The organism is Roseateles sp. NT4, from assembly GCF_051857475.1.
Taxonomy (GTDB): Bacteria; Pseudomonadota; Gammaproteobacteria; order Burkholderiales; family Burkholderiaceae_C; genus Pelomonas.
Genome location: NZ_JBPZGZ010000002.1, coordinates 1,769,923 through 1,783,188, shown reverse-complemented (window position 1 = coordinate 1,783,188; position 13,266 = coordinate 1,769,923). Strand labels below are relative to the sequence as shown.

The following is a 13,266-nucleotide window of genomic DNA, read 5'->3' as shown; positions in this document are numbered from 1 at the left end:
TCGCGCCGCTTCGGAGAACCCTATGCCCTACGCCCGACTCGTCTTGTGGGCCGCGGCGGCCAGCTTCACCTGGCCCGCTTTCGCGGCATCCAACCTGCAGCCCGCGATGAGCGAATCGGAGGCGCGCCGCTTCCTCGCCCAGGCCAGTTTTGGCCCGACGGATGCCAGCGTCACCGACCTGGTGGCGCGGGGCCGCTCGGCCTGGCTGGCGGGTCAATTCACGCTGCCCAGCTCCGACTTCACCGGCGTGCCCTATGTCGACCCCGACTCCAGCAAGGGCTGCCCCGCGGGCTCGGCGGCCACCTGCAAGCGCGACAACTACACGCTGTTCCCGGTGCAGGTGCAGTTCTTCGCCAACGCCATCAACCAGCCCGACCAGCTGCGCCAGCGCACCGCCCTGGCCCTGTCGGAGATCCTGGTCGTGTCGGGCAATGTCATCAAGCTGCCCAACGCGATGGCCAACTACCAGCGCATCTTCCTGCGCAACGCCTTCGGCAACTTCCGCGACGTGCTGAAGGAGGTGACGGTGAGCCCGGCCATGGGACGCTTCCTGAACATGGCCAACAACGACAAGCCCAACCCGGCCAAGGGCATCGAGCCCAACGAGAACTACGCCCGCGAGGTGCTGCAGCTGTTCTCCATCGGCCTGTCCCAGCTCAACCTGGACGGCAGCGTGCAGCTCGATGCGAAGGGCCAGCCCATTCCCAGCTACGACCAGGAGACCGTCGAGGGCTTCGCCCATGTCTTCACGGGCTGGACCTATGCGCCCCGGCCGGGCGCCGCCAAGAACAAGTTCGGCAACCCGAGCTATTACGACGCGCCGATGATCGCCTTCGACGACCATCACGACAAAGGCACGAAGAAGCTGCTGAGCGGCACCGTGCTGCCCGGCGGCCAGACGGCGCAGACCGACCTCGAAGCGGCCGTCGACAACATCTTCAACCACCCCAATGTCGGCCCCTTCATCGGCCGCCAGCTGATCCAGCAGCTGGTCACCGCCAACCCCAGCCCCGCCTACGTGCAGCGCGTGGCCACCGCCTTCAACGGCGGCGCCATCGTCAGCGGCCAGCGCGGCAAGCGCGGCGACATGAAGGCCGTGCTGACGGCCATCCTGACCGACCCCGAAGCGGCCTCTGCGCAGACCCCGGCCAACTTCGGCAAGCTGCGCGAGCCCATCCTGCAGCTGACCCATCTGGTGCGCGCCATGGGCGGCACCAGCGACGGTGTCTGGCTGCGCAGCCAGGCGGCCAGCCTGGGCCAGACGGTCTACAGCCCGGCCAGCGTCTTCAACTTCTTCCCGCCGGACTACGACCTGCCCGACAACCCCAGCCTGGACGGCCCGGCCTTCGGTGTCTTCAACGCCAGCGCCGCCTTCAAATTGAGCGGGGTGCTGCAGACGGCGCTGAACGGCAAGGGCGTCGCGGCAGACACCACGGTGGCCGGCTCGATCGGCACCAAGATCGACCTGACCCGCTGGCAGACGCTGGCGGCCACGCCGGCCAGCCTCGTCGCCGAGATCAACCGCGTCCTCTTCGCCGACCGCGCCAGCGCCAACCTGCAGGCCGCGCTGCTGAAGGCGGCGCAGATCGCGCCGGCCACCAAGCCGCTGGACCGGGCCAAGGCGGCGCTCTTCCTGGCCACGATGTCGCCCGAGTATTTGGTGGAGAACTGAAATGTTGAATCGTCGCCATCTGCTCTCCCACGCCGCCGCCCTGGCCGGCGCGTCCGCCTTGCCCTCGCTGGCCGCGCCTCTCGTCGGCAGCGACTACCGCGCCCTGGTCTGCGTCTTCCTCTACGGCGGCAACGACGGCAACAACATGGTCATCCCCATGGACACGGCCGGCTATGCGGCCTACGCGAAGGCACGCGGCACGGCCGGTGCCGGCGGGCTGACGCTGCCGCAGTCGTCCCTGGCGCCGCTGAACGGCGGCAATGTGGGACTGCACCCGGCGCTGACGCCGCTGGCCGACATCTGGAATCAGGGTCACCTGGCCGTGCAGGCCAATGTCGGACCGCTCGTGAAGCCCATGACCAAGGCCGAGTTCAACGCGGCCAATGCCCAGCGCCCCAGCAATCTGTTCTCGCACGACGACCAGCAGGACCAGTGGCAGCGCGGCCAGTCTTACAGCGGCAACACCCTGCCCTCGACGGCCGGCTGGGGCGGCCGCATCGCCGACCTGCAGGCCACGGGCGGTGTCGTGCCCATGGCCCTGTCGGTCAGTGGCAACAACGTCTTCATGAACGGCGCGACCAGCCAGGGCCTGACCGTGGGCTCGGGCACCAGCTTCGCCATCAAGGGCTTTGGCAGCAACCCGAGTGCCAGTCCGCTCTACCAGCTCTACCAGAGCCTGTTGCAGCAGCCCTATGCCAATGCCGAGGAGCGCGCCGCCGCCAGTGTGCTGAACCAGGCCATCAAGGCCAGCAATGTGCTGAACACGGCCATCTCCGGTACCGGCAGCGTGGCCGGCCTGTTCAACGGCCTCTCCAGCAGCGTCGCCCAGCAGCTGTTGACGGTGGCCAAGATGATCGAAGGCCGCTCCGGCCTGGGCGTCACGCGCCAGCTCTTCTTCGTCAGCATGGGCGGCTTCGACACCCACAACGACCAGCTCAACCAGCAGAACCAGCTTTTCGCCGACCTCGCGCCGGCGCTGAAGGCCTTCTACGACGCGATGCAGCAGCTCGGCGTCGCCAACGCGGTGACGACCTTCACCGCCAGCGACTTCGCCCGCACCCTGCAACCGGCCTCGGGCGGCGGCACCGACCACGCCTGGGGCAACCACCACTTCGTCATGGGTGGCGCCGTCAAGGGCGGGCTCTATGGCCGCATGCCCCAACTCGTGCTGGGCGGGCCCGACGACTCCGGCGACGAAGGCCGCTGGCTGCCGACGACGTCGGTCGACCAGATGAGCGCGACGCTGTCGAGCTGGTTCGGCGTCGGCGCGGCCGACCTCGGCGGCCTCTTCCCCCATCTGGCCAATTTCAGCGTCAAGAACCTCGGCTATTTCGGCTGATGACAAAACTGGATGAGGCGGCTGTTAAAACCGCCTCATGCCAGAACACCAAGCCATCCAGTGCCGCTGCGCCCAGCTCAGCGGCCTGCTGCAGCCCATCCGTCCGGCCAATCACTGCATCTGCCACTGCGCCGATTGCCAGGCCTTTGCGCGGCACCTGGGCGTGCCGGGCACGCTGGACGGCCAGGGCGGCACCGACATCGTCCAGGTCCCGGCATCCCACCTGAGGTTCACGCAGGGGCAGCAACACCTGGCCTGCCTGCGCCTGACCGGCAAGGGCATGCTGCGCTGGTATGCCGGCTGCTGCCGCACGCCGATCGGCAACACGATGGCGGACCGCAAGGCCGATTTCGTCGGGCTGATCCACACGGGACTGGCCTCCGACCCTCATTCCTTGGATCAGGCATTCGGCCCGGTGACGATGCGGGTCGGCGTCGACAGCGCCCTGGGCGCCCACAAACCCAAGTCGGCCGGCTTGATCGGCGGGATGGTGAAGGTCCTGGCCTTCATCGTCGGCGGCCGACTGCGCGGGAGCTACCGGGCCAGCCCCTTCTTCGATGCTCAGACCGGCCTTCCCGTTGCCAAGCCTCAGGTGCTGTCGGCGCAGGAGTTGGTAGCGGCGAAGCAGGTGCCCTGAAGGGCTACTTCGTCGGAGCCTCTTCGCAAGGCTCCATCATGCGGCCGTGATTGGCCTCCTTGACGTAGAGGAAGCGGCCGCTGCTGACCTCGAACAGCAGGTCGGTCGACACGATGCGCCCCCACCAGGCGCGCAGGAAGAGCAGGTCATCGTTCAGCCACCGGATCTCGACGTTGTCCTTCAGCTCGTTGAATTCCAGCCGCCAGGCGTACTTCGGGCCCTGGGTCGTGTAGACCTCGATGACATTGATCGGAGGCCCGCCCTTGACCGTGTCGCTGGTCACAAGGCGGTGGAAGGCGGCCGTCTCCTGAGGCGAGCGCGGCTTGTATTCGGGGTCGCTGTCGTCCAGCTCGCGCACCGGCCGCGCGGCGAGGCGCTTGATCGACACATGGCCGGCCAGGGGCACGAGGTGGGGCGCCGAGTAGACGACGCTGAGGCTGTCGCAGCGGGGAGCGGCTTGCGCGCTGCAGGCGAGGGTCAGAAGGGCGAGAGCGAGGAGGCGCATGGGGGCGAAGGCGTGAGGTGGCGGGATGCTGCCAGCCTCAACGCGCCGCCACGCGGCGGGATGACTTCGTTCGTGGGGGGCAGGCGGCCCTCAGGCCACGCCCGTCACGACGAGAAAGCAATAGGCCAGCACGGCACCCCACAGGCACAGCCCGAACAAGGAGGAAGCGCTTCGCATCATGTCGTTCTCCCATCTGATTGAACGCTGCTGCTGCATGCCTCAGACACGCAGCAGCTTGTCTGCATAACGCCAAGTTTGCGGGGCTTGGGGAAACACTGTTGCCAGTGCGGTTTCCGACAAGCCCAGATGGCGCTGCAGCAGCGGCGACAGCACCTGGCGGAAGTCCGTGCGCACGGCCAGATCGCGGCCGTCGGCCAGGGCGCTGCTGTCCAGGCCCGGCCATTCGCCCAGCATCTGGCCGCCGGCGATCGGGCCGCCCATCAGCCAGATGACATTGCCGTGGCCATGGTCGGTGCCGCCGTTGCCGTTCTGGCGCAGGGTGCGGCCGAATTCGCTGACGACGACGATGACGGTGTCCTTGTAGGTGTCGCCCAGACCTGCGCTCAGCGCGTCCAGGCCCTCGCCCAGGCTGGCCAGGCGGTTGGCCAGCTGGCCGCGGGCGGCGCCCTGGTTGACGTGGGTGTCCCAGCCACCCACGGCCGTGAAGGCCAGCTGGGTGTGGGCGTCCTTGCGGATCAGCGTGCCCAGGCGGCGTGCATCGGCGGCAAAACTGCGGGCGGACGGTGCACCGGCGTCGGCGCTCGGGTCCATGGACTTGCCGCCCTCGCCGCTGGCCATGCTGCGACTCATCTCACCGCGGCCCTGGGTCGTGTCGCGCAGGGTGCCGCTGAGCTGGGCATCGTTGGCATAGAGCTTGGCCAGGCCGGCCTGCATCTGCGGGTCGTCGATGGCGCGACGCTGCATGGCGTTGGGGCCGAGGCCCAGCGTCGCCACGCTGGCCGTGCCGGCAAAGATGCGCGGCGGCGTGCTGCCTTGGCTGATGGCACGCGTCGGTGCCGGCTCACCGGGCAGGGCCGTCAACAGCCGGTTCATCCAGCCGTCGGGTGTGGACTTGCGGCCCGGCGTGCCGGACTCGAGATAGTCCTGGGCATCGAAGTGGGAGCGCGTCGGGTCGGGCGAGCCGCTGGCGTGCACGAAGGCGAGCTGGCCGCCATCCCAATGGCGTTTCAGCGGGCTCAGGGATGGATGCAGGCCGAACAGCGAATCCAGCTTGATGAGGCCGTCTTCGGCGCCGGGCGGGCCAAGAGCGATCTGCGGGCGACTGGCGGCGTATTCGCGCTCGCCATAGGGCGCGACAACCGACAGCCCGTCCACGGCGCCGCGCAGCATGACGACGACGAGCTTCTTCTGCGTGCCACCCTGGGCCTGCACCAGCGACACCGGCAGGCCGCCCAAGGTGAAGGCGCCGAAGTGGAGGAGTTGACGACGCAACATGGCGGTCACCTTTTCATGAAGTCGGGGCTGGCGAGCAGCAGGGCCACCTGCTGGCCGGCGGGCTCGGTCGCCAGCGTGCGGCGCGTCGGCTCGCTGACCGAGGCGCCGAGGGTGCTGGTCAGTTTTTCGGGGCTGACGCCGCTGCGCTGGCCCAGGGTGGTGGCCAGCTGCACGCGCTGGGTCAGGGCCTCGGGGTTGCGCCAGGCCGCGGCCACGTTCTTGTAGCCGTCGGGCGTCTGGGCGCCGTAGAGGGGCTGGCCGGCCTGGGCCAGGGCGGCCAGCAGGTTTTGCTGGTTGGCCGGCTGCAGGTCCAGGGCCCGCAGGCTGGACAGCAGGTATTGGTAGGGCGTCTTGAACTTGGCCTGGTAGGCCTCGCGGCTCCAGAACTCGTCGGCGCGGATCAGCGTGCGCGTGAACTCGCGCAGGTCGCCGCCCGTGGCCTTGAAGTTGTCGGCGAGCTTCTGCACCAGGCTGGGCGGCGGCTCGTCGGCAACAAAGGCCTGGGCGAACTGGAAGGCCAGGTGGCGGGCCGTGGCCGGGTGGGTGGCCAGCACGTCCAGGGCATGTTCGCCCTCGGCTTGGCCGGCACCCTTGACGGTCTGGCCAAGCCATGTCTTCGTGCCGCTGTCGTGCTTGCGCGCATCGAAGGCGAACAGGTCGCCCGTGCCACCGACCAGGGCCTTGCGCGAGTCCAGGCCCCAGCCGGTCAGCATGCGCGCCAGTTCGGTCACGTCGCGTTGGCTGTAGCCGCCGTCGACACCAAGCGTATGCAGCTCCATCAGCTCGCGGGCGTAGTTCTCGTTGAGCCCGCTGGGCACGCGGGCCTTCAGCTCCGGCCTCTCGGCCAGGAAGCGGCGGGCGCGCTGCGGCGGCTGGTAGCCGGCGACCACGCTCTGGGCGTTGTCGAGATAGATGAGCATGGCCGGGTGCCTGGCCGTCGCACCCAGCATGTCGCGGAAGCGCCCCAGCACATGGGGGCGGATGGCGCGTTGCTCGTAGTCGGCGACAAGAACGCCGACCGCCTGCTTGCCGGCAAAGACATTGAAGTGGTTGAACCAGAACTCGGTCAGCGCCTCTTCGAGCTGGGCCGGGCTTTCCAGGGCCCGCGACAGCCGCGCCGTCGCGGCCTGGGCCACCAGGGGCCGGACCTTCTCGCGCACCGCGTTCAGCGCGTCGGCATCGGCCGTCATGCCCTGGGCCTTTTCGCGCCGGGCCTCGCGTGCCGCCTTGACCGCCTCGCGGTAGCGGCCCAGCAATTCGGCCTGGCCGAGCTTGAGTGCGTCCAGGCCGGCGAGACGGGCGCTCAGGCCCTCCGGCTGCGGCAGGCGACGCGGTTCAAGCTGTTCGGTGAGGTAGCGCTCCAGCCATGGGTCGGCGCCCTGCGCGGCGATGGCCGCAGCGTCGGCCGGGCGCGGGCCGTAGCCCAGGCGGTTGAGCGCATGCAGGGCGCGCTCGTCGGCGCTCAGGGCCGGGCCACTCGCCACGACAGCCGCCTGGCTGCGGCGCGCCGCCAGCATGACACCACTCGCCAGGGCGGCGGCGCTGCTCAGCACAAAGCGGCGGTTCTTCATGGGGATCTCCGGTGTCGTCACCGAAGCATCCCGCCAGGCGCGCAAGGCCTTGTGGCCAACGCGCAAAGATTTGTGTCAGGCCGAGGCCGTTTCCAGCTTCAGCGCTTCCCTAGCCAATGCTCGAGGCTGCGCAGCGTAGCGGCCACATCCAGCGGCTTGCTCCAATAGCCGTCAAACCCGTGGCGGCGCGCCAGTTGGGAGGCCACGAACTCGGACTCGGCCGTCACCAGCAGGGCCGGAACCCCCTCGGGCAGGCCGGCGGCACGGAGCTGGGCCAGCAGCTCGTCGCCGCCGATGTCGGGCAGGCGCAGATCGCACAGCAGCAGGTCGACGCGCTCCTGAGTCACGCGTTGCCGGGCTTCGGCGCCACTGCGCGCCACCAGCAGGCTGCAGCCGGGATGCAATTCGAGGATGCCCTGCATCAGCATCGCGTTGACCGGGTCGTCCTCCACATAGAGGACCTGGCTCGTCGTCATGCATGCCTCCTCAGCCGTGGGCGAAGGGCCACCGAGGTCCAGGTCGGGCGGAGCGGCATCGGCGGGAGATAGGCATAGGAACATGGCACTGAATTTTGCGCCGATTATCAAATTTATTGATACACACGATCAATGCACCCGCCCCTGAACGGGTGGGGTCGCGCCGGATTTGCCAAATATTGCGAGACGCGGCCGCGGGATTCGTTTAAGCGCCGCGGCGCAGCTCAGCCAGGCCGCGAGACAGCGGCAGCCAGCCTTCGGGCAAGACACTGCCTGGCGTCCAGGCCGCTGCGGCTTCTTCCAGCGCGCGCGCCTGAGCCGCGAGCTCGAGGTGGCCCAGCAATTCAAGCACCGCCTTCAGCCCATGGGCGACGCGGCGCAACGAGGGTGCGTCGCCACTGGCGACGGCGGCGTTGCCCTGGGCCAGGTCGTCGCTGAAGCGTTCGAGGCAGCCGGCGCGAAAGCTCTCGTAAAGGCCGCGATCGCCGCCGAAATGCTGCAGCACCGGGTCAACGCCCGCGGCCCTTGGCAGTGCCACCGCGGCACCACCACGCAACAGCTGGCTGACCGTGTCCAGCAGCTCGGCGAGGGGCACGGGCTTGCGCAGGGCGCGCACGACGCCACGAGCGGTCAGCTCCGCATGCCGTTCGGGATTCAGCCCGGCGCTGAACACCACCCAGGGAGGGGCTCCCGCGGTCTGGGCCAGGCCCTCGGCCAGCAGGGCGTCGGCCGAGCCGTCGGGCAGCATCAGGTCGCTGATGACAAGCTGCCAGCCGCCGGCCGCCAGGGCGGCACGCGCGTCGGCCAGGCGGCGCACGACGCTCAGCTCCACGGCCGGCGCGGCGGCGTCATGGCTGGGCAATTCCTCGAGTGCCAGCTGCACGAAGCGTGCGATCGAGGCATCGTCCTCGATCAACAGCAGCCGTGCGGTCATGCAGCGTGCGCTCAGGCCGGCTGGGCCGCGACGGCCTCGGCCAGCAGCGGCGGCAGTTCGGTCACCAGCGCCGTCTTGTGGACCAGGGGCACGCCCTCCAGCGCGAAGGCATAGGGCGCCCGCTGCGCCGCGTCGAGAGCGGTCACGACGATGAGGCGGCTGCGCGCGAACTGCGGGTGGGAGCGCAGGCTGGTGATCAGCGCGGCGCCGTCGATGCCGGGCAGCAGGATGTCGATGAGCAGCACGTCCGGCTCGAGGCGGCCCGCCATGGCCAGGCCGGCGATGCCGTCGGACGCCACATGCAGCTCGGCGTCGGGCAGCTCGCGCTTGACGACCAGGCTGATGAGGTTCTGGAAGTGCACCGAGTCTTCGATGAGCAGCAGCGTGACGGGCCGCTCATCCGGCTGGGCTCCCACCGACGACGGGGCGGCCGCCACCGTGCCCGCGCGGGATGCGAGCCAGCTGTCCAGCGAGCTGCGCAGGATGCGGCGGTGGCCGCCGGGCGTCTTCCAGGCCTGCAGTTCGCCGCGGTCCACCATCAGCTGCACCGAGCGCACAGCCATGCCCAGCTGCTGGGCGGCTTCGGTGGTCGAGCAGGTGTCGGGCACGGGGGGCACGGTTGTGGTGCGGTTCACCCGCGATATTTTGCCGAATTCGCCGGCGACTGCCGAATCATCCTATTTGATAAAAATGATGGCATCGGAAAATACTCAGCTTGCCATGGAGTCCTGCATGTTCACCACCGCCACCCTGCCTGCTGCCCCGCTGGTGCTGCCGCGCGCCGATCTGGCCGATGTCGCCGGCGAAGACCGGGGTGCCCATCGCGTCCGCCTCGGGCATCTGGCCGAGGCCCTCGCCCTGCAGCTGGGCATGGACGCAGGCAGCGCCCGCCAGTTGCGCCTGGCAGCGCCGCTGCACGACATCGGCGAGCTCGACGCCTGCGACACCGGCAGCGAACCACCCTGGCCACTGACCGCCGACCAGGAGCGCCACCGCCGGCGCGCCCAGCCACAGCGCGGCGCCGCCCTGCTCAGGGGTTCCAGCCTGCCGCTGTTCGCGCTGGCGGCCGAGATTGCCCTCAACCTGAGGGAGCGCTGGGACGGCAGCGGCTATCCCGCAGGACTCCAGGGCGAGGCCATTCCGCTGTCCGGGCGTATCGTTGCCGTCGTGGACTATTTCGACGCGCTGACCATGCCCCGCAGCTACCGCCCGGCCCGCGCCGACGACCGCGCCCTGGCCATGCTGGCCGAGCTGGCCGGCAGCGCCTTCGACCCGGGCGTCGTTGCCACCTTCCTGGCCCACGCGCCACAGCTGATCGCGCTGCGCGACCACATCAACGCCACGCGGCCGGGGCCCCAGGCATGAAGCGGCTGGCTGCCGCCCTGCTCGGCCTGCTGGCCGCGGCGACCTCGCTGGCTGCCTCTCCCACCGTGCAACGCATCCAGGACAACGGCGAACTGCGCGTCTGCATCTGGCCCGAGTACTACGGCATCTCGCTGCGCAACCCGCGCACCGGCCAGCTCGCCGGCCTGGACATCGACCTGTCGGCCGCCTTTGCCGCCGATCTGAAGGCCAAGCCGGTCTATGTCGACTCCTCCTTCGCCACCCTCGTCGACGACCTGCTGCACGACCGCTGCGACATCGCCATGTTCGCCGTCGGCATGACGCCGCAGCGTGCCCAGGCCCTGCGCTTCAGCCGCCCCTACCTGGAAAGCGACATCTATGCGGTGACGACGCGCAGCAGCCGCGTCGTGAAGAGCTGGCAGGACCTGGACCGCCCCGGCGTGCGCATCGCCGTGCAGGCGGGCACCTTCATGGAATCCGTCATGGCGGGTGCCCTCAAACAGGCTAACCTCGTCGTCGTTCGGCCACCCGACACGCGCGAGCGTGAACTCGAGGCCGGCCGCGTGGACGCCTTCATGACCGACTACCCCTACAGCCGCCGCCTGCTGGACAACGCCGACTGGGCCCGCCTGGTCGCGCCGCCCGCGCCCTTCTTCGTGCTGCCCTATGCGTATGCCGTCAAGCCCGGCGACGCCGCCTGGCTGACCGCCGTCGACGACTTCGTCTCGCGCATCCAGCGCGATGGCCGGCTGCAGGCCGCCGCCAAACGTCACGGCCTGAGCGCCATCGTCCGGGACCGCTGATGCCGCATCGCGGTCGCTGGCGCCCAAGCACCATCACCGCCGGCGCCGGCGTCCTGCTCGCGGCCACGCTGCTCGCCGGCACCGCCTACAGCATCTGGCGCGAGAAGCGCGAACAGGCGAGCGAGACCGCCGCCCGCCAGGCCCTGCTGGCCCGCGTGCTGGAGGACCACGCCAGCCGCAGCCTCGACGCGATCCAGCTGTCTCTCGCTGGCCTGGCCGACGTGGTCGAGCGCGGCGCCCCGCCCGAGGTGCTGCAGGCCCTGCTGGGACAGACCCAGGCCAGCCTCGGATTCCTGCGCGGCATCGCCCTGCTCGACGAAGCCGGCCATGTGCTGGCCGCCGCGGACCCGTCCGACCGCGGCGCGCAGATCGTTACGGCCCGCCTGGGCACCTGGCCGGCCCCGGGTCAGGACGGCCTCAACGGTTTTGTCGCGGCACGCAGCCTGGTGGGCCTCGCCCCCGGCGACACCGCGGCCATCGTGCCGCCCGGCGTCGGCTTCATCCCGCTGCTGCGCGGCGTGCACCTGCCCGATGGTCGGCCGGCCCTCATCACCGCCCTGCTCAACCCCGACGCCCTGGCCAACTTCCAGGAGCTGACGCTGAACGACACCCGCGCCGCGGCCGGCCTCGTCGACCTGGACGGCCGGCTGCTCGCCGTGACCGCCGGCGCCGACCACCTGGCCGGCGAGCGCCTGGCCTCGCTGCAACTGCCGACGGGGCCGCTGGCCCGCGTGCGCACCGGCAGCGAGTACGGACGCTGGGAAGGCCCGGGCCTGCGCGACAGCGAGCAGCTCGGCGCCTACCGCGCCCTGCGCGCGCGCCCCCTCGTCGCGGTCGTCGAGCTGCCCCAGCAGGAACTGCGCACCCAGTGGCTGGCCACCATGCGCGACCTCGGCCTGCCGGCCGTCGGCATCGCGGTGGCGCTGCTGGCGCTGTCGGGCGTCGGCGCGGCGGCACTGCGCGGGCGTGAGCGCTCCATGCTGCAGCTCGACCAGGCCCAGCGCCAGGTCGCCGAGCGCGAACGGGAGCTGAGCGCCATCTTCGGCAGCGTGCAGGACCTGTTGTTCCGCACCGACGCCATGGGCCGTGTGACCTTCATCAACGAGGGCTATGCCCGCCTCAGCGGCCACCCCGTCGCCCAGGTGCTGGGCCGGCCGCTGCAGGACCTGTTCGGCGGCTCGCCGGCCGTGGCCGCGTTGTTCGCGGTGGGCGAGGTCCACGACGCCCGCCCCCATGAGCTGCGCGCCGACTGGATCGCGGCCGATGGCCGGGCACGCAGCTTCGAGATCCATCTGGTGCCGCTGCGCCGCCAGGCCGGTGTCCTCGAATGGGTGGGCAGCGCGGCCGACGTCAGCGGCCTGGTGCGCGCCCAGGCCGAACTGCGCGCCCAGCTCGGCCTCGCCCGCTCGCTGCTGGCCAGCAGCCCCCTGCCCATGTCGGTGCTGGACAGTGACGGCCGCTACCTCGACGTCAACCGCGCCTGGGAGCAGTTCACCGGCCGGCGCCGCAACGAGGTGCTGGGCCGCAAGGCCTCCAGCTATCTGCGCCCCGAGGAGGGGGCATTGCACGATGGCCGTGATGCCGAGCTGCTGGCACGCGGCGGCGAGATGAACTACGAGTCCGTCTGGCACGGCAGCGATGGCCGCCGCCGCGACCTCTACATCAGCAAGTCGACCTTCCCCGACGCCCACGGCCAGCCCATGGGCGTCGTCGTCTGCTTCATGGACATCAGCGAGTTCCGCGAGGCCGAGCGCGCCACGCGGGCGGCACGCGACGCCGCGCTGATGGCCTCGCGGGCCAAGTCCGATTTCATTGCCAACGTCAGCCACGAGCTGCGCACGCCGCTGCAATCCATCCTCGGCTTCTCGGAGATCGGCACGCTGCGCGCCCGCGCCGAACCGCGCCTGGCCGACCTGTTCGGCGAGGTGCACAGTGCCGGCCGGCGCATGCTCAGCCTCGTCAACGACCTGCTGGATCTCAGCAAGATCGAGCGTGGCGCCGAGCCCTTCCAGCCCGAGCGCCTGGACCTGCGCCCGCTGGCCGCCGAGGTCGGCCGCGAGCTCGAACCGCTGCTGACCGCACGCCAGCTCGGCCTGGGCATGGTGCTGGGCGACGAGGATCTGGTCGTGCTGGTCGACCCGCAGCGCCTGCAGCAGCTGCTGCGCAACCTGCTGGCCAACGCCATCCGCTTCTCGCCGCTGGGCGGCCACATCGAGGTGACGGCCTGGCAGGACGAAGCCGCCGACGAGGTGCGCGTCGATGTCGCCGACCGCGGCCCTGGCATCCCCCCGGACGAGCTGGAGAGCATCTTCGAAGCCTTCGTGCAGTCCAGCGCCACCAAGAACGCCGCCGGCGGCACCGGCCTGGGCCTGGCCATCTGCCGGCGCATCGCCGAAGCCCACGACGGCCGCGTCTGGGCCGCCAACCGCAAGGAAGGCGGCGCCGTCATCTCGCTGGCCCTGCCGGCGGCCCGGTTCGGCGACACATCGCCGGCGCCGCTCTGAAGTACCGTACGCGACAGCCGGCGCCG

General features: G+C 70.3%; 12 protein-coding genes. 6 read left to right on the top strand and 6 right to left on the bottom strand.

Annotated features, from left to right (window positions below):
- Nucleotides 1-22 precede the first annotated feature (22 nt).
- From ACS5PN_RS17995 to ACS5PN_RS17985, 3 genes are read left to right on the top strand one after another with little or no spacing between them, the layout of a single operon-like run.
- Entirely contained in the window at nucleotides 23-1,672 is a 1,650-nt protein-coding gene (locus ACS5PN_RS17995; protein ID WP_439465352.1) for a DUF1800 domain-containing protein, read from the top strand.
- 1 nt (nucleotide 1,673) lies between these two features.
- Nucleotides 1,674-3,011, top strand: coding sequence for a DUF1501 domain-containing protein (locus tag ACS5PN_RS17990; RefSeq protein WP_439465351.1), 1,338 nt, complete (start codon nucleotides 1,674-1,676; stop codon nucleotides 3,009-3,011).
- Between the two features lie 37 nt (nucleotides 3,012-3,048).
- Complete coding sequence (locus tag ACS5PN_RS17985; RefSeq protein ID WP_439465350.1) at nucleotides 3,049-3,648, top strand: DUF6151 family protein; 600 nt, start codon at nucleotides 3,049-3,051, stop codon at nucleotides 3,646-3,648.
- 4 nt (nucleotides 3,649-3,652) lie between these two features.
- Here the strand turns inward: ACS5PN_RS17985 and ACS5PN_RS17980 are convergent, their stop codons facing one another.
- The 6 genes from ACS5PN_RS17980 to ACS5PN_RS17955 form a co-directional block, all read right to left on the bottom strand.
- Entirely contained in the window at nucleotides 3,653-4,153 is a 501-nt protein-coding gene (locus tag ACS5PN_RS17980) for a hypothetical protein (protein WP_439465349.1), read from the bottom strand.
- A gap of 219 nt (nucleotides 4,154-4,372) precedes the next feature.
- Entirely contained in the window at nucleotides 4,373-5,608 is a 1,236-nt protein-coding gene (locus ACS5PN_RS17975) for a DUF1501 domain-containing protein (protein ID WP_439465348.1), read from the bottom strand.
- 5 nt (nucleotides 5,609-5,613) lie between these two features.
- Entirely contained in the window at nucleotides 5,614-7,179 is a 1,566-nt protein-coding gene (locus ACS5PN_RS17970; RefSeq protein ID WP_439465347.1) for a DUF1800 domain-containing protein, read from the bottom strand.
- A gap of 98 nt (nucleotides 7,180-7,277) precedes the next feature.
- Nucleotides 7,278-7,655 (bottom strand): response regulator, encoded by a 378-nt coding sequence (locus tag ACS5PN_RS17965; protein WP_439465346.1) that lies wholly within the window; start codon nucleotides 7,653-7,655, stop codon nucleotides 7,278-7,280.
- Between the two features lie 205 nt (nucleotides 7,656-7,860).
- Nucleotides 7,861-8,589, bottom strand: a complete 729-nt coding sequence (locus ACS5PN_RS17960; RefSeq protein ID WP_439465345.1) for a response regulator — start codon at nucleotides 8,587-8,589, stop codon at nucleotides 7,861-7,863.
- Between the two features lie 11 nt (nucleotides 8,590-8,600).
- The gene (locus ACS5PN_RS17955; protein ID WP_439465344.1) at nucleotides 8,601-9,224 is read right to left on the bottom strand and encodes a helix-turn-helix domain-containing protein; all 624 of its coding nucleotides are present in this window, start codon (nucleotides 9,222-9,224) and stop codon (nucleotides 8,601-8,603) included.
- Between the two features lie 97 nt (nucleotides 9,225-9,321).
- Between ACS5PN_RS17955 and ACS5PN_RS17950 the strand changes: the two genes are divergently transcribed.
- The 3 genes from ACS5PN_RS17950 to ACS5PN_RS17940 are packed head-to-tail and all read left to right on the top strand — an operon-like array spanning nucleotide 9,322 to nucleotide 13,240.
- A complete protein-coding gene (locus ACS5PN_RS17950) occupies nucleotides 9,322-9,954 on the top strand; it encodes an HD-GYP domain-containing protein (RefSeq protein WP_439465343.1) in 633 nt (210 codons plus the stop codon).
- Nucleotides 9,951-10,736 (top strand): ABC transporter substrate-binding protein, encoded by a 786-nt coding sequence (locus ACS5PN_RS17945; protein ID WP_439465342.1) that lies wholly within the window; start codon nucleotides 9,951-9,953, stop codon nucleotides 10,734-10,736. Before ACS5PN_RS17950 ends, ACS5PN_RS17945 begins: the two co-directional genes overlap by 4 nt.
- Nucleotides 10,736-13,240: an ATP-binding protein gene (locus ACS5PN_RS17940; RefSeq protein WP_439465341.1), complete on the top strand. Its 2,505-nt coding sequence runs from the start codon at nucleotides 10,736-10,738 to the stop codon at nucleotides 13,238-13,240. Before ACS5PN_RS17945 ends, ACS5PN_RS17940 begins: the two co-directional genes overlap by 1 nt.
- Nucleotides 13,241-13,266 lie beyond the last annotated feature (26 nt).